The sequence below is a fragment of the Vibrio variabilis genome, assembly GCF_003263785.1.
Lineage (GTDB): Bacteria > Pseudomonadota > Gammaproteobacteria > Enterobacterales > Vibrionaceae > Vibrio > Vibrio variabilis.
Genome location: NZ_JYJK01000040.1, coordinates 1 through 19,375, shown reverse-complemented (window position 1 = coordinate 19,375; position 19,375 = coordinate 1). Strand labels below are relative to the sequence as shown.

Annotated in this window: 11 protein-coding genes and 4 pseudogenes; 10 read left to right on the top strand and 5 right to left on the bottom strand. The window is 48.1% G+C overall.

What is annotated here, in order from left to right; all coding sequences use genetic code 11:
- Nucleotides 1-175 precede the first annotated feature (175 nt).
- Both rpmE and TZ48_RS04575 read left to right on the top strand, forming a co-directional pair.
- Entirely contained in the window at nucleotides 176-394 is a 219-nt protein-coding gene (rpmE, locus tag TZ48_RS04580) for a 50S ribosomal protein L31 (RefSeq protein ID WP_006071169.1), read from the top strand.
- A gap of 351 nt (nucleotides 395-745) precedes the next feature.
- Nucleotides 746-2,004: pseudogene (locus tag TZ48_RS04575) on the top strand (malic enzyme-like NAD(P)-binding protein).
- Between the two features lie 176 nt (nucleotides 2,005-2,180).
- Here the strand turns inward: TZ48_RS04575 and metJ are convergent.
- The gene (gene metJ, locus TZ48_RS04570; RefSeq protein ID WP_006071165.1) at nucleotides 2,181-2,501 is read right to left on the bottom strand and encodes a met regulon transcriptional regulator MetJ; all 321 of its coding nucleotides are present in this window, start codon (nucleotides 2,499-2,501) and stop codon (nucleotides 2,181-2,183) included.
- Nucleotides 2,502-2,765: 264 nt separating this feature from the next.
- Here metJ and TZ48_RS04565 point away from each other — a divergent pair, with 264 nt between their 5' ends.
- The 3 genes from TZ48_RS04565 to metF all read left to right on the top strand — a co-directional run bounded on the left by TZ48_RS04565 (nucleotide 2,766) and on the right by metF (nucleotide 7,522).
- Entirely contained in the window at nucleotides 2,766-3,935 is a 1,170-nt protein-coding gene (locus TZ48_RS04565; protein WP_112478397.1) for an O-succinylhomoserine (thiol)-lyase, read from the top strand.
- Between the two features lie 6 nt (nucleotides 3,936-3,941).
- The gene (locus TZ48_RS04560; protein WP_112478396.1) at nucleotides 3,942-6,389 is read left to right on the top strand and encodes a bifunctional aspartate kinase/homoserine dehydrogenase II; all 2,448 of its coding nucleotides are present in this window, start codon (nucleotides 3,942-3,944) and stop codon (nucleotides 6,387-6,389) included.
- 242 nt (nucleotides 6,390-6,631) lie between these two features.
- Nucleotides 6,632-7,522, top strand: coding sequence for a methylenetetrahydrofolate reductase (metF, locus tag TZ48_RS04555; RefSeq protein WP_042477154.1), 891 nt, complete (start codon nucleotides 6,632-6,634; stop codon nucleotides 7,520-7,522).
- 127 nt (nucleotides 7,523-7,649) lie between these two features.
- Here the strand turns inward: metF and TZ48_RS04550 are convergent, their stop codons facing one another.
- The 3 genes and pseudogenes from TZ48_RS04550 to argE all read right to left on the bottom strand — a co-directional run bounded on the left by TZ48_RS04550 (nucleotide 7,650) and on the right by argE (nucleotide 12,542).
- Nucleotides 7,650-8,189: a PadR family transcriptional regulator gene (locus TZ48_RS04550; protein ID WP_112461357.1), complete on the bottom strand. Its 540-nt coding sequence runs from the start codon at nucleotides 8,187-8,189 to the stop codon at nucleotides 7,650-7,652.
- A 398-nt stretch (nucleotides 8,190-8,587) separates the two neighbouring features.
- A pseudogene (gene ppc / locus TZ48_RS04545) lies at nucleotides 8,588-11,220 on the bottom strand (phosphoenolpyruvate carboxylase).
- A gap of 182 nt (nucleotides 11,221-11,402) precedes the next feature.
- Entirely contained in the window at nucleotides 11,403-12,542 is a 1,140-nt protein-coding gene (gene argE, locus TZ48_RS04540) for an acetylornithine deacetylase (protein WP_112478395.1), read from the bottom strand.
- Between the two features lie 168 nt (nucleotides 12,543-12,710).
- Between argE and argC the strand changes: the two genes are divergently transcribed.
- The 5 genes and pseudogenes from argC (at nucleotide 12,711) to TZ48_RS04510 (ending at nucleotide 18,728) form a co-directional block, all read left to right on the top strand.
- Nucleotides 12,711-13,715: an N-acetyl-gamma-glutamyl-phosphate reductase gene (argC, locus tag TZ48_RS04535; protein ID WP_112478394.1), complete on the top strand. Its 1,005-nt coding sequence runs from the start codon at nucleotides 12,711-12,713 to the stop codon at nucleotides 13,713-13,715.
- 14 nt (nucleotides 13,716-13,729) lie between these two features.
- On the top strand, nucleotides 13,730-14,518 hold the full coding sequence (gene argB, locus TZ48_RS04530) for an acetylglutamate kinase (protein ID WP_112478393.1): 789 nt from the start codon (nucleotides 13,730-13,732) through the stop codon (nucleotides 14,516-14,518).
- A gap of 97 nt (nucleotides 14,519-14,615) precedes the next feature.
- Nucleotides 14,616-15,834, top strand: a pseudogene (locus TZ48_RS04525) (argininosuccinate synthase).
- 289 nt (nucleotides 15,835-16,123) lie between these two features.
- Nucleotides 16,124-17,997 (top strand): annotated as a pseudogene (argH, locus tag TZ48_RS04520) (argininosuccinate lyase).
- A gap of 374 nt (nucleotides 17,998-18,371) precedes the next feature.
- Nucleotides 18,372-18,728, top strand: a complete 357-nt coding sequence (locus TZ48_RS04510) for a RidA family protein (RefSeq protein ID WP_112478391.1) — start codon at nucleotides 18,372-18,374, stop codon at nucleotides 18,726-18,728.
- A 124-nt stretch (nucleotides 18,729-18,852) separates the two neighbouring features.
- Here TZ48_RS04510 and TZ48_RS04505 read toward each other — a convergent pair.
- Nucleotides 18,853-19,375, bottom strand: a 523-nt coding sequence (locus TZ48_RS04505; RefSeq protein ID WP_112478390.1) for a glutaredoxin domain-containing protein, incomplete at its 5' end; no start/stop codon positions are given.

The window sequence follows — 19,375 nt, the reverse complement described above, 5'->3', positions numbered from 1 at the left end:
AAGTCGCAATTTTAGTTGATTCCCATGGCACTATTCATTACTATACTGCGCCTTGATGGCATGGCTTCTTGCTTTCTTACTAAGTGTGAAGCGATGGTATCGACTATTTATTAACTACGTGTGGTGTCCGGCTTAGAATCGGATGGCGACACGGCCTAAATTATTGAGGTTTCCCATGAAAGCTGGTATCCACCCAGAATACAAAGCTGTAACAGCAACTTGCTCTTGCGGCAACACATTCGAATTCAACTCTACTCTAGGTAAAGATTCTATCCACCTAGACGTATGTGATAAGTGCCACCCATTCTACACTGGTAAGCAACGTATCGTTGATACTGGCGGCCGTGTTGATCGCTTCAACAAGCGTTTCGGTGCTCTATCTAGCAAGAAGTAATCATTACTTTTGCAGATTAAAAAAGGACGCTTCGGCGTCCTTTTTGCGTTTTTTGGGCAACAGTAGCGTCCATTTTATGTGTCAATCTCAGTCCTTTGATTTTGGTACTCAGTTCCAATTTTTTCCTGCTTTCATTTCTCCCATCCATTCAAAACCGTGATGAAGTCGCGTAGTATTGCGTTTGCAAAGTATAACTTTGTCAGAGTATTGAACATCTGAGATACCTCCTCTCCGTTCAAATGTACCCACTCTGTGTATGTAACCCTTTAGAAGCAAAGCTAATAAAAAATAACGGGTTTATACTCATAAAAAACAATACCATTCAGTCTCAAAAATGCAGGATCGCTAACCATGTCCGATGATCATCAAATCGACGAATTTCGCCAACAAGCGCTTGATTACCATGCCAACCCCATCCCTGGAAAAATTGAAATCGCGTTAACCAAACCCGCTAACTCTGCTGCCGATCTGGCATTGGCCTATAGCCAGGTGTGGCTGAGCCAGTGCGTGAAATCGCGCAAAATGCTGAGAACGTGTATAAGTACACCGCAAAGGGCAATATGGTGGCGGTGATCTCTAACGGCACCGCTATTTTAGGCCTTGGCAACCTAGGCCCAATGGCCTCTAAACCCGTTATGGAAGGGAAAGCCTTGCTGTTTAAGCGCTTTGCTGGTTTGGATTCTATTGATATCGAAGTCAAACACCGCACGATCGATGAGTTCGTCGACACGGTGGCCAACATCTCCGATACGTTTGGCGGTATTAACCTAGAAGATATTAAAGCGCCGGACTGTTTCGAAATTGAGCGTCGTCTAATCGAGCGTTGTGATGTGCCTGTATTCCACGATGACCAACACGGTACGGCGATTGTTACCGCGGCAGGTATGCTTAATGCGATTGAGCTGCAGGGTAAAGATCTTAAGGAAGCGACGATTGTCTGTTTAGGTGCAGGTGCGGCGGCGATCGCTTGTATGGAGCTTTTGATCAAATGCGGCGCAATGCGTGAGAAGATCTACATGCTGGATCGCAAAGGTGTGATCCACACGCGTCGTGATGATCTTAACGAGTATAAAGAGCTGTTTGCCAACAATACCGACAAGCGCACGCTAGAAGATGTGATTGAAGGTGCGGATTTATTCCTTGGTGTATCGGGGCCAGACTTGCTACCACCAGAAGCGCTTAAACTGATGGCCGACAAGCCAATTGTGTTTGCTTGTTCAAACCCAGATCCAGAAATCAAACCTGAGCTTGCACACCAGGTTCGTGATGATCTGATTATGGGTACGGGTCGTTCAGACTATCCAAACCAAGTCAACAACGTATTGTGTTTCCCGTTTATCTTCCGTGGGGCGCTAGACGTGCGTGCAAGCGAGATTAACGATGAGATGAAACTGGCAGCGGTTGAAGCGATTCGTGAGTTAGCAAAAGAGCCGGTACCACAAGACGTACTAGATGCTGCAGGCGCTGAATCGTTGACGTTTGGTAAAGACTACATCATTCCAAAACCAATGGATCCACGTTTGCTTCCTCGTGTGGCTAAAGCGGTCGCGAAAGCGGCAGTAGAATCTGGCGTGGCGCGTATTGAGTTGCCTGATAGTTATATGGATTAAAAACAGGGGAAGAGCGGTTCTTGGTCCTAGGCCCTAGGGGAGCAGCTCTTTAACCTCTAAAGAAATAAAAAAGCGCATTGGATTATTAACCAATGCGCTTTTTTAATGTCTCTACCAAGGACCAAGGACCAAGGACCAAGGACCAAGGACCAAGGACCAAGGACCGCTCTTACCAATTATTCTTCATCAAACGCTTCAAACTCAATCCCCATCGCCGTCATCAGCTCTTTCGCTTCTGTTGGGATATCATCAGGACGGTCTTTTCGCAAATCTTCGTCGGTTGGAAGCGGCTGGCCTGTGTAGGCGTGCAAGAACGCTTCACACAATAGCTCGCTGTTGGTTGCATGGCGTAGGTTATTGATTTGGCGACGAGTACGCTCATCAGTCAATACCTTTAGCACCTTCAGCGGGATAGACACTGTGATTTTTTTTACTTGCTCGCTTTTTTTACCGTGCTCCGCATATGGGCTAATGTATTCACCATTCCAATCTGCCATTACACACCTTCGCTCTGTTAATCATAAATAGTAGTAATAAGTATCCTGCAATTTTAGCGGGATTTACTGCCATAAGCAAAGACATATAGACGTCTAGAAGTGTTGACGTCTCACATTTAGGAAAGTAAAGTGGGGCAACGAATGTGGACATTTATTTTAATGCAATGTTAATTCTTTAACGTTTGTGGCGTTTGCCGGTTCCCATATTACCGGTAAAAGTAGACACTGTGGCTCTAGCCATGCGATCTGAGAAAGGAAGTTTCTATGAGCAATCGGAAGCCAGCGACAATAGCCGTACGTACTGGTATCGAATCGGATACCCAGCATCACGCTGTGGTGCCACCTATTTATCTTTCTACTAACTACGGATTCCCTGCGTTTGGGGAAGTGCCGACTTACGATTACACCCGCTCAGGAAACCCAAACCGAGGCTTACTCGAAACCGCTCTGTACGAGCTGGAATCAGGTAAAGGTGCGGTGGTGACCAACTGTGGTACCTCTGCGCTTAACCTTTGGGTCTCGGCGTTCTTAGGTCCAGAGGATACAATCATTGCTCCGCACGACTGCTACGGCGGTACATACCGTCTATTCAACACTCGTGCGCAAAAAGGCGACTTCAAGGTTCAGTTTGTGGATCAAAGCGATGAGCAAGCCTTTGATGCCGCGCTTGAGAACAAGCCAAAGCTTATCCTACTTGAAACTCCGTCCAACCCGCTAGTGCGCGTTGTTGATATTGCTGCCGTGTGTGAAAAAGCCAAGAAAGTAGGCGCGCTGGTGGCGGTAGACAATACCTTTTTGACACCGGTATACCAAAAGCCTCTTGAGCTTGGTGCTGACTTTGTTATCCACTCCACCACCAAGTACATTAACGGTCACTCTGATGTGATTGGTGGTGTGGTGATCACCAAAACCGAAGAGCACGCAGAAGAGCTCGCATGGTGGGGCAACTGTATCGGTGCGACGGGCACACCATTTGATAGTTACATGACGCTGCGTGGTATTCGCACTCTTGGCGCTCGTATGCGTGTTCATGAGGAAAGCTCGCAACAGATCCTAGATTTTCTTAAGCCGCAACCATTGGTGAAAGTGATTTATCACCCAAGCCTGCCAGAGCACCCTGGTCATGAAATTGCTAAGAAGCAGCAGTCTGGATTTGGCTCTATGTTGAGTTTTGAGTTTGCAGGTAGCTTTGAGCAACTGAAATATTTTGTCGGTGAGCTGGAGTTATTCTCGCTCGCGGAATCATTGGGCGGTGTAGAAAGTCTAATTTGCCACCCTGCATCTATGACCCACCGTGCGATGGGTGAAGAGGCATTGGCAGAAGCTGGCGTATCTCAGCAGCTACTTCGTCTCTCTGTTGGCTTAGAAGATGCGCAAGATTTGATTGATGACCTTGCTCAGGCATTTGAGAAAGCATCTGCGTTTGGAGGATAAGCCGGCATGAGTCAAAGCAGTACCCTAAGTAGCGCCTTAGGCGGAAAGAGTAACAAGCAGTTGCATAAATTCGGCGGCAGCAGCTTAGCCGATCCTGAGTGTTATCGTCGCGTCGTCTCTATTCTAAAAGACTACTCCAACGAGGAAGACCTCATTGTGGTCTCGGCAGCAGGCAAAACCACCAATCGCCTTATCGAATTTCTCGATGCACTGAACAAAGATGGGCGCATTGCTCATGAGCATCTTCAAGCTCTACGTCAATTTCAGATTGAGCTGGTGGAATCGCTGTTAACCGGTGAAGAGGCAGAAAGCCTTGTTTCTCAGTTGAAAGATGAATTCAGTACGCTGGGGGAGCTTGGCTACCCAATAACAGATGCCGAGCGCGCTGCTGTGCTGGGTCATGGTGAAGTGTGGTCTTCACGCCTATTGGCGGCACTGCTGAGACAAAATGATCTGCCAGCTGTGGCACAAGATGCGAGAGCGTTTCTACGTGCTGAGTTCGGCACTCAGCCAGAGGTCGAACGCGCTAAATCGTATCCGCTGATTAAAGAAGTGCTGGCTCAGCATGCGCATCACCGTGTGGTGATTACCGGTTTCATGGCGCAAAGTGAAGCTGGCGAGACCGTGCTGCTAGGTCGGAATGGTTCCGACTACTCTGCAACGGTGATTGGTGCGCTAGCTGAAGTTTCTTGCGTGACGATTTGGAGCGATGTCGCAGGCGTATACAGCGCTGACCCACGTGTAGTGAGTGACGCTTGTCTGTTGCCACTGCTGCGATTGGATGAAGCAAGCGAACTCGCGCGTTTAGCCGCCCCTGTGCTTCACAGCCGTACACTTCAGCCTGTCGCACAAAGTGCGATGGATCTGAGTCTTCGCTGCAGCTATCAGCCAGAGTCGGGCTCAACGCGTATTGAGCGTGTATTGGCTTCAGGACGCGGTGCAAAAATTATTACCTCGCTCGATGAAGTCTTGCTTATCGAGTTGGCGTTTGGTGCTGGGCACGATTTCGAGCGTGCTCAGACCGAAGTACTTAATGGCCTTAAGCGCGCGCAATTGGCGCCGTTAGCGTTTGAAGCACAAGCGGATCAATCTCGTCTTCGTCTTGCCTATACTGCGGAGATTGCCTCTGGCGCGCTGACTGAGCTGCAAGATCTGGCGATTGAAGCTGAGATTAAGCTAAAAGAAGGCTATTCAATGCTGGCAGCAGTAGGCGCAGGCGTGACTAAAAATGCCAACCATTGCTTTGGTTTTTATCAGCAGCTTAAACATGCGCCAGTCGAGTTTTTCTCAGAAGCTGAGTCGCAATTGAGTCTTGCTGCAGTGCTACGTAAATCCGACATTCAGCCGCTAGTGAAATCGGTACATACTCAGCTGTTCCAAGCGCAAAAGCGCGTTGCGGTTGCATTGTGTGGTAAAGGTAACATCGGCTCGAGCTGGCTAGAGCTGTTCAAAGAGCAGAAAAGCGAGCTTGAGAAACGTCGCGGCATGAGTTTCAACTTAGTCGCCGTTATCGACAGCCAGACTTATTGGTTTGATGAAGATGGCATTGATGAGCAGCAGGTGTTAGCCCGCTACGAAGATGAAGCGATTGAATACCAAGGTGACATCTGGCTGCAACGTTTGGCTGGACTTCAAGGCTATGATGAAGGTGTAGTGCTAGATGTGACGGCGAGTGCGGCACTAGCCGAAAGATATGTGAGTATTGCAGAGCATGGTCTTCACCTTATCTCAGCAAACAAAGTTGCAGGCTCAGCACCAAGCAATGACTACCACGCGGTGCAAGATGCGTTCTCAAAAACCGGTCGTCACTGGTTGTACAACGCAACAGTGGGCGCAGGGTTACCCATAAACCATACCGTTCGAGACCTACGTGAAAGTGGCGATGACATTGTTGCGCTATCGGGTATCTTCTCTGGCACCTTGTCTTGGTTGTTCCAGCAGTTTGATGGCTCAGTGCCATTTGCAGAGCTTGTCGACCTAGCATGGCAGCAGGGCTTAACCGAGCCAGATCCGCGCTCAGACTTAGATGGTTCGGACGTGATGCGTAAGCTTGTCATCTTGGCTCGAGAGTCTGGGTTGGATATCGAACCTGATGCGGTTGAAGTAGAGTCTTTGGTTCCTGAAGAGCTTGCAGAGTTATCGCTGGAAGGGTTCTTTGAACAAGCTTCCTTGTTAAGTGACATTCTGCAAGAGCGCCTAGAGAAGGCTCAGCGTGAAGAGAAAGTGCTGCGTTACGTTGCTCGTCTTGATAGACAGGGTAAAGCGCGCGTAGGGATTGAAGCGTTATCGAAAGAGCATGCGCTGGCGAATCTTCTACCTTGTGACAATATCTTCGCGATTGAGAGTAAGTGGTATAAGGATAATCCGTTGGTGATTCGTGGCCCTGGTGCAGGTCGTGAAGTGACGGCTGGGGCGATTCAGTCGGATTTGAATTTGATGTCTAGCTTCTTCTAGCAACATTCTTTAAGACAAATGAGGGAGACGAGAAATCGTTTCCCTCATTTGTCTATGAACTTCAATTTCCCTAACTCACCACATGAAAAAAATTCATAATCCCTCTATTGACTTTAAAACCCATTCATTTCATTCTGTAGACATATAGACGTCTAAACGTCAAAAAAATCATCATTTAAAGACAGACAGGTTTTATCTGAGATTGGATGGGATAACCAATCTTGGTGATTAGGGAGAGGACCATGGGATACACACACGCAGGCCACATTGATGCTTTGAACCAGAATATTGCTGAGCTTTCGGACAATATTAATGTTTCATTCGAGTTCTTTCCGCCGAGCACGCCGACAATGGAAGAGACGCTGTGGAAATCGGTTCACCGCCTAAAAACACTTAAGCCTAAGTTTGTTTCTGTGACGTACGGTGCTAACTCTGGTGAGCGTGATCGTACCCACTCCATCATCAAAGAAATCAAATCAGAGACAGGTCTTGTGGCCGCGCCGCACCTAACGTGTATTGATGCGTCACGTGATGAGCTTATCGATATCGCTGAAGACTACTGGGCGAACGGTATTAAGAACATCGTTGCGCTGCGTGGTGATATTCCAGAAGGTGGCGGTCAGCCTGATATGTATGCGTCTGATTTGGTGGAGCTACTAAAATCTCGCCATGATTTTGATATCTCAGTAGCAGCCTTCCCAGAAGTTCACCCGGAAGCGAAAAGCGCTCAGGCGGATCTTCTTAACTTAAAACGTAAAGTCGATGCTGGCGCTAACCGTGCGATTACGCAGTTCTTCTTTGATGTTGAAAGCTACCTGCGTTTTCGTGACCGCTGTGTGGCGGCAGGTATTGATGTGGAGATTGTTCCGGGTATTCTGCCTGTGACGAACTTTAAACAAGCGTCGCGCTTTGCAGCCATGAACAAGGTGAAAGTGCCGGGTTGGATGCAAAAGCAGTTTGAAGGTCTAGATGATGACCTAATGACCCGCCAATTGGTGGGTGCGAGCCAAGCCATTGACATGGTTCGTGTACTGAGCCGTGAAGGTGTGAAGGATTTCCACTTCTACACCCTAAACCGCGCAGAAATGACCTACGCACTTTGCCACACCCTAGGTGTCCGCCCAGAAGCGTAAACCACCAAAAAATCACAACAAAAAACGCCAGTCATATTGAAATGACTGGCGTTTTTCTTTTTATCCTTTCCAAGGACCAAGGACCAAGGACCAAGGACCAAGGACCAAGGACCAAGGATCAATAATCTTACGCTAACGCTTCCAGCTCCGCTAGCGCCTCTTCCGCCCAGTCTAACCATGCTTGACGTGCAAGTAGGTTACGGCGAAGAGTTAGGCGCTCAAGGCGTGCGTGTTTCTCAAGCGTGCTTGGTGTCGCGTAGTAAGCCGCTTCAATTTCACGGTAGTGTGCAACTAGCTTTTTCGATTCTTCGATAAGCTCTTCCAGTTGGATGCGGAACGCAGCAGAAGGCTGAACGGCACAGGCTGCCAGTTTCGCTGAGAACTCATCACGAACGGTTGGGTGTACGGTTGGTTGCTCAAACCACTCGCCAAGCGCGCTACGGCCGGCATCTGTGATTGAGTAAACCTTACGGTCTGGTTTGCCTTCTTGGGGCTCAAGTTTACAGGTAACTAGGGCTTTATCAGCCATTTTGTTTAGCTCACGGTAAACCTGCTGGTGGCTTGCTTTCCAGAAGTAACCGATGCTAGCAGAAAATTCCTTAGTAATGTCGTAGCCTGTTGCGTCACGAGTGCTTAGGACAGTAAGGATAACGTGTGGTAGTGACATGTCTTAAATCCAAATGGTCAAAATCTTAGTAATAGTTATGTTGTTCTTTTAAGTGCGTTTGTGGTTAACGATGACACCATGCAAGCGCCTTGGAATCTTGGTTGATTCCAGGAAACTCGCACAAAGAACAGTGCACCTCGCCAAAGCGGGTACCAATAACCGTGTTTAAAGCCTTTGTCACCTAGACAGCCACATGAACATGTGACCAACGCCGTCGACGTCGTATTTTTATTTTTATCGAACAGCGGAGTGTAATTATATCTGAATTATATAAGCAAAAAGTGGAATAGAATGCGATACCACTTCAAAAAACTAACAAAACTCTCAGTAAGTATGCCAGTAAAAATAAAAGGCCGCAATGTGCGACCTTTTGTCTCTTTTGTAAAATAATATATCGTTTAGCCAGTGTTTCGCATACCGGCCGCGATACCGGCGATGGTCACCATCAGTGCTTCTTCTAGCTCAGATTCGGTTTCTTCACTCTGACGAGTACGATACAGAAGCTCTGCTTGCAGCATGTTGAGAGGCTCAACATAGATGTTACGCAGACGAATGGACTCTTGTCCCCAAGGGTCGCTTTGCATCAGGTGGTTGTGGTTTTCTACGTTCAGTACCGCAACGATGTCTTTTTGCAATTGACCACGCAGCTTGTCACCAAGAGGCAACAGCTCTGGATCCGCAAGACGCTTATCGTAGTAGCGAGAGATTTCCATATTACACTTGGTGTAAACCATCTCTAGCATACCTAAACGCGTTGAGAAGAATGGCCACTCGCGACACATCTCCTCTAGCAGTGCTTGGTGACCCTTGTCGATAGAGTATTGAATCGCTTCACCAGCACCAAGCCATGCAGGCAGCACTAGACGGTTTTGACTCCATGAGAAGATCCATGGGATAGCACGCAAGCTTTCAACGCCGCCATTTGGGTTACGTTTTGCTGGGCGAGAGCAAGAGGCAGTTTGCCCAGCTCTAGCTCAGGCGTTGCTTGGCGGAAGTATGGCACAAAGTCTGGCTCGCCACGCACCACTTTACGGTACGCATCGCAAGAGACTTGAGACAGCACTTCCATTAGGTCGCGCCAATCTTGCTTCGGCTCTGGTGGTGGCATTAGGTTTGCCTCCAGAATCGCACTGGCGTACAGGTTGAAGCTGTTAACCGCAATTTCTGGTAGACCCAGCTTAAAGCGGATCATCTCGCCTTGCTCAGTCACACGTAGGCCGCCTTTAAGGCTCTTCGGTGGCTGAGACAGCAGTGCCGCGTGTGCTGGTGCACCACCGCGACCAATCGTACCGCCACGGCCGTGGAATAGGGTGATGTCGATACCTGCTTCTTCACCGACCTCAACCAGTTTTTCCATCGCGCTGTATTGAGCCCAGCCCGCCGCCATTACGCCGGCGTCTTTTGCTGAGTCAGAGTAGCCAATCATCACCATTTGATGATTTTGGATGTAGCCACGATACCAGTCGATATCGAATAGCTGTTTCATGACCGCTTCTGAGTTATTCAGGTCATCGAGAGTTTCAAACAGTGGGCAGACGTCCATGCGGAACTTACAGCCACACTCTTGCAGAATAAGGTGAACGGCCAACACGTCAGACGCCGTGCGAGCCATGGAAATCACATAGGCACCAAACGCTTCACGAGATTGTGAGGCAATCACTCGGCATGTATCGAGCACTTCTTGAACCGGCTCTGAAGGCTCCCAATCGCGTGGTAGCAGTGGGCGCTTTGAGCTTAGCTCGTTAATTAAGAATGACACCTTGTCTTGCTCGCTCCACTGGTCGTAATCACCTAGACCGAGGTAGCGGGTAAGTTCAGAAATCACGTCTGAGTGGCGCGTACTCTCTTGACGGATATCGAGACGCACTAGGTGCACACCAAACGCTTTGACGCGGCGCAGTGTATCGAGTAGCGAACCATCGGCGATGATTGCCATACCACTTTCACGGAGTGACTTGTAGCAAGCCATGAGCGGCTCCCATAGCTGGGAGATGTCTTCAAGGATTGGCTTGTTCGGTACGTCTTGATGGTTGATCTGTGCCTCTAGCACTTCCAAGGTATCAATCAATAACTTACGAACTGGTTTCAAAATGGCGCGGTACGGTTCGTGTTCGTCACCTGCAAGGTCGCGAACCTGATCGTTACACTTAACCATAGAAAGCTCAGTGATAAGCTCTTGGAAATCTTTTAGATAAAGCTCAGCCGCTTTCCAGCGAGACAGTAGCATCACTTCTCGCGTGATTTTATGCGTCACAAACGGGTTACCGTCGCGGTCACCACCCATCCAAGATGAGAAGTGTACAGGACGCGCATCGATCGGCAGCCCTTCGTCTAGATAGCCTTTGAGGCGCTCATCAAACTCACGCAAGAACTCAGGAACCGCATCCCATAGTGAGTTCTCAACCACAGCGAAGCCCCATTTTGCTTCATCGAGTGGTGTTGGGCGCTGCTGACGGATCACATCTGAGTGCCAGCTTTGCGAGATGAGCTGCTCGAGACGACGCTCGGTTTTCTTGCGCTCTTTATCAGACAGCTCGTTTAGTTCCAGCTTAGAAAGACACTCGTTGATTTTGACCAGCTTGTTGATCATGGTGCGGCGAGTGATTTCTGTTGGGTGAGCGGTCAGTACAAGCTCGATGTTGAGGTCGCGAACGGCTTGAACGGTATCAAACTTGCTGACATCTTGCTGGCTAAGCTTAGAAAATAGGGTGTAGATTGGGTCTGGTTCACACACATCGGCTTCGCAGCTACGCGAGATCGTATGGTATTGATCGGCGATGTTGGTGAGGTTTAGGAACTGGTTAAATGCACGAGCGACTGGGGTCAGTTGCTCATTTGGCAGGTTTTTAATCTCTTCAATGAGAATGTCACGATCGGCTTCATTGCCTGCGCGTACTACGGATTTAGAAAGTTTACGAATCTTCTCCACTTTCTCTAGGATCTCGTCTCCATGCGCTTCCCTGATGGTGTTACCCAACAGGTGCCCTAGCATCCTAACATTGCTCTTCAATGGGGCATATTTTTCGTTCATAGTCGTCCTGCCTTGTAATTTAACTACATCCGTTATTCCTTATCAGCCTCACAATCTAGCGAAAAATGTTAGTGCGAGTCAAATAAAGTAAACCAAGTTTGCATTTATCGTGCTGGCACGAAAAACGCACACTTGGTCGAGTTAAAAGGTTGAATTGTTGAAAATTTATTACAGAATATGGTTTATTCGAAGCAATACTGCCTCATTGCTTTGGCTAAGATATTGATGGTCGGATCAATAAAATCAAAGCTTAAAAACTCATCAGGCTGGTGGGCTTGGTCTATTGAACCAGGGCCGAGCACTAAGGTAGGGCACAGCTGCTGCAAAAATGGTGCTTCGGTACAATAGTTGACCGTTTCTGATGGGGTTTCACACAATGTTTCCATTCCACCAACAAACGGGTGTTTATGATCGCACTCATAGCCTGGAATTGGCTCGTGAAGCGCGGTAATAGATAAGCGCCCTGGCCATTTTGCTTCCACTTCTTTGAGTGCATCCCGCAGTAGGTTATCCAAACCATCCAAGCTGATCCCTGGCAGCGGTCTGACATCATAATGCAGCTCACAGCAGCCACAAATGCGGTTAGCGCTGTCGCCGCCGTGAATATGACCAAGGTTGAGGGTAGGGCTAGGGATAGCGAAACCTGGGTGGTGATACTCTTTCACTAGCTTGTCACGCAGTTTCATCATCGCGTACAACACTTCATGCATGATTTCGATGGCGTTAACGCCCAATGCAGGGTCTGAAGAGTGACCAGACTTGCCCGTCACTCGAATCGCGTTGGCCACATGACCTTTATGACCACGAATCGGCACTAGGCTGGTGGGTTCACCGATAATGCAGTAATCCGGTTTGAACGGTGCGTTGTCAGTAAAGTGTCTTGCGCCCAACATAGTGGTTTCTTCATCACAGGTTGCCAGCACGTAAAGTGGTTTGGTTTGTTTGCTCCAGTCGATTTTCTTGACGGCTTCGTAGATAAACGCGAAGAAGCCTTTCATATCTGCGGTGCCCAAGCCGTAGAAGCGGTTATTGGCTTCAGTCAAATCATGCGGGTTGAAACTCCAGCGACCTTCATCAAATGGTACGGTATCACTGTGACCTGCCAATAGTAGACCGCCTTCGCCTTGCCCTCTTTTAGCAATCATATTGAACTTGTTGGGTTCAACCTCGATAACCTCAACCTCAAAACCTAGGTCTTTCATCCATGTTGCCAGTTTTTCGATCACTTTCTCGTTGCCATGATCCCAGCTTGGGTCAGTGGAGCTAATCGAAGGTGTGCTGATCAGGCCTTTGTAGACCTCTAAAAAACTAGGTAATTGCATATTATCTTCGCTTCTACTGTTGACAGATTAATCTTAAGACTGTAAAAAACATATTAAATCATAATTAATGAATAAAAAATCAATTAATGGCATTTTTTCTATATTTATAATCATTAATTGCAAGTTTCACTAACAACGTTAAATCGACTTACTTACGGAATCAGAGTCATGCTAAAAACCACTATTATTGGCGCATCAGGATACACAGGAGCAGAGCTGGCTCTCATGGTGACCAAACACCCAGAGCTCACGCTATCAGGTTTGTACGTGTCCGCCAATAGTGTCGATGCAGGCAAACCGATTTCTCAGTTGCACGGTAAGTTGGCAGGCTTAGTTGAAATGCCAGTACAGCCGCTGGTCGATGTGCAAAAAGCAGCAGGCGAGTGTGACATTGTATTTTTGGCAACAGCCCACGAGGTGAGCCATGATTTGGCGCCAGTGTTTTTAGCACAAGGTTGCCAAGTGTTTGACCTATCAGGCGCTTACCGCGTGAAAGCCGATGACTTTTATACCACCTTCTACGGCTTTGAGCATCAGCACGAAAACTGGTTGGACAAGGCGGTGTATGGCCTTGCAGAGTGGAACGCAAAAGAGATTGAAAGCGCGCAGCTCGTGGCAGTACCAGGTTGCTACCCAACCGCTTCACAGTTGGCAATCAAACCGCTACTTGAAGCTGGTCTTGTTGATAGCACTATGTGGCCAGTTATCAATGCAACCAGTGGTGTCTCTGGCGCGGGACGTAAAGCGTCGATGACCAACAGCTTTTGCGAGGTCAGCCTTCAGCCTTATGGGATTTTTAATCACAGACACCAACCAGAGATTGCAACGCATTTGGGTTGTGATGTGATTTTTACTCCGCACCTAGGCAATTTTAAGCGTGGCATCTTGGCGACCATCACCATGAAACTTAACGATGGTGTGACTGCGGAGCAGGTTGCATCAGCATTTGCATCGGCTTACGAGAGCAAACCAGGTGTGCGCGTCAAAGGGGAAACTATCCCAAGAATTCAAGATGTTGAGAACACGCCGTTCTGCGATATCGGTTATAAGGTTCAAGGCCAACACATCATCGTGGTGTCGGCGATTGATAACCTGCTAAAAGGCGCATCGAGTCAAGCGATGCAGTGTTTGAATATCAAAAATCAGTTTGCACAGCTAACCGCGTTGGTTTAGTCGAGGAGAGCAGCATGAGTCAGCAAAATACACCATTAGTGATCAAGTTAGGCGGCGCGGCACTGTCGTGCTCTGATACGCTTGGAAAACTATTTAAGGCTATCTCTGATTACAGCCAGCAAGCACAGCGAAGTATCGTGATTGTTCACGGTGGCGGTTACCTTGTAGATGACCTGATGAAGAAGCTCGACATTCCTACTGTTAAGAAGCAAGGTTTGCGCGTGACACCTTATGATCAGATCCCTTTGATTGCGGGCGCTCTAGCGGGCACAGCAAACAAGCTACTGCAAGGCGATGCGATTAAAGCGGGTCTCAATGCGGTAGGTTTGAGTCTTGCTGACGGCGGCCTTTGTGAAGTGACTGAGCTAGACCCAGAGCTTGGCGCGGTAGGTGATGCTAAGCCAGGTAACCCAGCGGTTCTACAAGCGATTTTAGCTACAGGCGCATTGCCAATCATTAGCTCAATCGGTCTCGATAGCCAAGGTCAGCTAATGAACGTTAATGCCGACCAAGCGGCAGTCGCAGTGGCTGGTGCATTGGATGCAGAATTAGTGCTGCTATCTGATGTGAGCGGCGTGCTGGATGGCAAAGGTCATCTGCTACCAAGCCTGACTAAGCAAGAAGCGGATGCGCTGATTGAAGGCAAAGTGATTACCGATGGCATGATTGTTAAGGTACAAGCTGCACTGGAAGCGGCTAACGACCTAGGTCGCCCAATTGAAGTGGCGACATGGCGATACCCAGAAAAATTAGTCGAATTGTTTGCTGGTAAGAGTATCGGCACACAGTTCGTCCCAAACTGAATTATCAGAAAGTAAGCCAAATTTACGATTAACGAATTTAAAGTGAAGTAACCCGAGAAGCTGACCGCCAAAATCAGGCTCGGACAAGGAGAGAGACATGAGTAAACCATCTGTAAAAAAAGTTGTTGTTGCCTACTCTGGCGGTCTAGATACGTCAGTTATCATCCCATGGCTAAAAGAGAACTACGATTGTGAAGTTGTGGCATTTGTTGCTGATGTAGGCCAGGGCGAAGAAGAGCTTGTGGGCAATCGAAGAAAAAGCGAAAGCATCAGGCGCTTCTGAATGCTACATTGCAGACCTGAAAGAAGAAATGGTCGCTGACTACATCTTCCCAACGCTAAAAACGGGCGCGTACTACGAAGGTAAATACCTGCTAGGTACATCAATGGCGCGTCCGATTATTGCTAAGGCTCAGGTTGAAGTAGCGCGTAAAGTCGGTGCTGACGCATTGTGTCACGGCTGTACAGGTAAAGGTAATGACCAAGTACGTTTTGAGGGTGCATTTGCAGCTCTTGCCCCAGACCTAACCGTGATTGCGCCTTGGCGTGAGTGGGATCTAGTGAGCCGTGAAGAGTGTCTGGATTACCTCGCGGAGCGCAACATCCCTTGTACCGCTTCACTAACCAAGATCTATTCACGTGATGCAAACGCATGGCACATCTCTACAGAGGGCGGCGTTCTAGAAGATACATGGAATGCGCCAAACGATGATTGCTGGGCATGGACAGTGGATCCTGAGCAAGCACCAGATCAAGCAGAATACGTGACGCTAGAAGTAGCAAAAGGCGAAGTAGTTGCCGTTGACGGTGAGAAAATGACGCCATACAACGCTCTGGTTTACCTAAACGAGAAAGGCGTGAAGCACGGCGTTGGTCGTATCGATATCGTTGAAAACCGTCTTGTCGGTATGAAGTCTCGTGGCTGCTACGAAACTCCAGGGGGCACAATCATGATGGAAGCACTGCGTGCGGTTGAGCAGCTAGTTCTAGACAAAACATCGTTTGAGTTCCGTGAAGAGCTAGGCGTGAAAGCCTCACATCTTGTTTATGACGGTCGTTGGTTCACACCACTTTGTAAGTCTATCTTGGCAGCGTCGGAAGAGCTGGCACAGGACGTGAACGGCGAAGTCGTGGTTAAGCTATACAAAGGTCAGGCGATTGTGACTCAGAAACGCAGCGTAAACAGCCTGTACTCTGAAGAGTTCGCAACGTTTGGTGAAGATGAAGTGTACGACCAAAGCCACGCGGAAGGCTTCATCCGTCTTTACTCGCTATCAAGCCGTATCAGAGCATTGAACGAAGCGAAGAAAAAATAATGTCGCTCCATCATACGGATTGAAATCTAGAAACCCATTTGTTATCAAATGGGTTTCTTTTTATCTGGACGATAAAAATGAGCGACAAAACTCTGAAATAGCATTGATTTGAATATTTATGTGAAATAAATGAATTTTTACTTTATTTTTAATTCGGTTTGTCGTACCTTGAACCCTATCAACAAAGACACTGAGTAGCATTCAATTCACTCAGCGAGAATAGCGGTTTATTCTTACAATAAGTAACCACAGAAGCAGCGACGCAGACTGAGCAGTTAGGAGAGACACGATGGCATTATGGGGCGGAAGATTTACCCAAGCAGCAGATACGAGATTCAAAGACTTTAATGATTCATTGCGCTTTGACTACCGACTTGCTGAGCAAGACATTGTTGGCTCAATTGCTTGGTCAAAGGCGTTGGTTTCGGTGGGTGTTCTTACTGAAGATGAACAGCAGAAGCTAGAGCTAGCACTGAACGAGCTTAAACTCGAAGTGATGGAAAATCCAAAGCAGATCCTAAGATCGGATGCGGAAGATATCCATAGCTGGGTTGAGCAACAACTGATTGGCAAAGTGGGCGACCTAGGTAAGAAGCTGCACACCGGCCGTTCTCGTAACGACCAAGTGGCGACCGACCTGAAACTTTGGTGTCGTCAGCAGGGTCAGCAACTTTTGCTGGGTCTCGACAGACTGCAATCGCAAATGGTTGAGGTCGCAAGAGCACATCAAGATACGGTTCTTCCGGGTTATACCCATCTTCAGCGTGCTCAGCCTGTGACGTTTGCTCACTGGTGCTTAGCGTACGTTGAGATGTTTGAGCGTGATTACTCTCGTTTGGATGACGCCATTAAGCGTTTAGATACCTGCCCACTAGGTTCTGGTGCGCTAGCGGGTACGGCTTACCCAATGGATCGTGAGCAGCTTGCACATAACCTAGGCTTCAGAAGAGCAACTCGTAACAGCTTGGACTCGGTATCTGACCGTGACCATGTGATGGAGCTGATGTCTATTGCCTCTATCTCTATGCTGCACCTATCTCGTCTGGCTGAAGATATGATCTTCTATAACTCAGGTGAGTCGAACTTTATTGAACTTGCGGATACTGTGACGTCTGGCTCTTCTTTGATGCCTCAGAAAAAGAACCCAGATGCTCTAGAGCTTATCCGTGGTAAAACCGGTCGTGTCTACGGCTCGCTAGCGGGCATGATGATGACAGTAAAAGCTCTGCCACTTGCCTACAACAAAGATATGCAAGAAGACAAAGAAGGTCTATTTGATGCACTCGACACTTGGAGTGACTGCATGGAAATGGCCGCGCTCTGTTTCGATGGTATCAAGGTAAACGGCGAGCGTACGCTGGAAGCGGCGAAGCAAGGTTATGCAAACTCTACCGAGCTTGCAGACTACCTAGTTGCTAAAGGTATTCCATTCCGTGAAGCGCACCATATTGTGGGTGTTGCCGTTGTCAGTGCGATTGCCAAAGGCTGCGCACTCGAGGAGCTCTCCATTGAAGAACTGAAAGAGTTCTCGCCAGTGATTGAGAACGATGTTTACGACATCCTGACCATTGAGAGCTGCCTAGAGAAGCGTAATGCTCTTGGTGGTGTGGCGCCGCAGCAAGTCGCTTACGCGGTGGACCAAGCAGAGAAACGTCTCACCGCGCGTGATAACTCGGCGGTGAAAGTGCGCTCTGCTCGTCTGACGGATATCGATGCGCTAGAGAGCATGGTGGCTTACTGGGCGAACCTTGGTGAAAACCTACCTCGTAGCCGCAATGAACTGGTGCGTGATATTGCTCATTCGCCGTCGCAGAGCATCATGGTGAAGTCACGGGTTGTGCGTCACTCTATGTGTATGACTCAGGATTGGCTGAGATCCGCTCTTTAGGTGTTGAAGCGGGCTGGCAAGGTCAAGGGCAGGGCACAGCGATTGTTCAGCACTTGGTAGAGAAAGCACGTAAGATGGCGATCAAGAAAGTGTTCGTTCTGACTCGTACGCCAGAGTTCTTTATGAAGCACGACTTCATCCCAACATCGAAGACGCTGCTGCCTGAGAAAGTTCTAAAAGACTGTGACCAATGTCCGAGGCAGCATGCTTGTGATGAGGTAGCGTTGGAAGTGAACTTGGTAGAGCAAATTATTGCCAAGATGAACGTTGCATAACTCATTGAAAAATAAGTGAGTAACGAAAAGATCGGAAAAATTTTAAAAAAAGATCATTTTTCTGGGAACAAACAAGAAAAGGCACGGTCTATTAAAGTACCACTGCTTTTTCTTAGAAGAATCTAAGAAGGCCCCGAATCAAGGTTGATTACGGGGCTTTTTTCTTTTTAGCGCTTTTCAAAGTTTTCTTCCCTTTCAATCTAAACCTCTCAAGTTCGATTGATCTAACCCTTTGCTTTTGCTCGCAGCGAGAAAAACTTTGGTTCGCCAAGCATGTCACAATGTTCGCGTGTTGCTTGTCCTTGGTATCCGATAGAATAGGCCTTCCTGTTTCAGCCCTATCGTTCGGATAGCCTAAAAAGAGCAATAACATTATGATTGAACGCCTTCATACTAAAGAGCGCATGAGCCGCATCGTTAAGCACAATGGCACGATTTACCTTTGTGGTCAGGTGTGTGCAGACGCCACTAAAGACATTACTGAACAGACGCAAACTATGCTTGATAAGGTCGAGGCTCTGCTACTTGAAGCGGGCAGCGACAAAGAGCACATGCTATCAGCAACCATCTACCTTAAAGACATGCAAGATTTCCAAGCAATGAACGCAGTATGGGACGCATGGGTGCCAGCAGGCCATGCACCAGCACGTGCTTGTGTGACCGGCGACATGGCTCGCGAAGCCTTGTTGGTAGAGATTTCTGTGATCGCAGCAGAAATCGAAGCTAAATAATCTTCAAAAAATTCAAACAAAAAAAGCGAGCCCAACGATAAGGCTCGCTTTTACTATCTCTTGACCTAATACTATTTAGACCAAGGACCAAGGACCAAGGACCAAGGACCAAGGATCAAGAACCTTAACCCAAATACGCCTCAAGCTCCTCACTACCACCAATATGCTTACCACCGATAAACACCTGCGGTACAGTCGTACGGCCGCTCACGGCACGCAAAGTCACTGTGGTTGCGTCTTTACCCAGCACGATCTCTTCATACTGAAGGTTATGGTCAATCAGGTTTTGCTTCGCTTTCATGCAGAATGGGCAACCTGGCTTAGAGAATACTGTGATAGATTCTTGAGTCTTGTAGCTTGGCGCGATGTAGTTCAGCATCGTATCTGCATCAGAAACCTTGAACGGGTCGCCCGGCTCGTTTGGCTCGATGAACATCTTCTCTACCACGCCGTTTTTCACCAGCATGCTGTAGCGCCATGAACGTTTGCCAAAGCCAAGGTCATTTTTCTCAACCAGCATACCCATGCCATCAGTGAAGTCGCCGTTACCATCTGGAATGAAGGTGATGTTTTCTGCTTCTTGATCGGATTTCCATGCATTCATAACGAAGGTATCGTTTACCGATACACATAGGATTTCATCCACG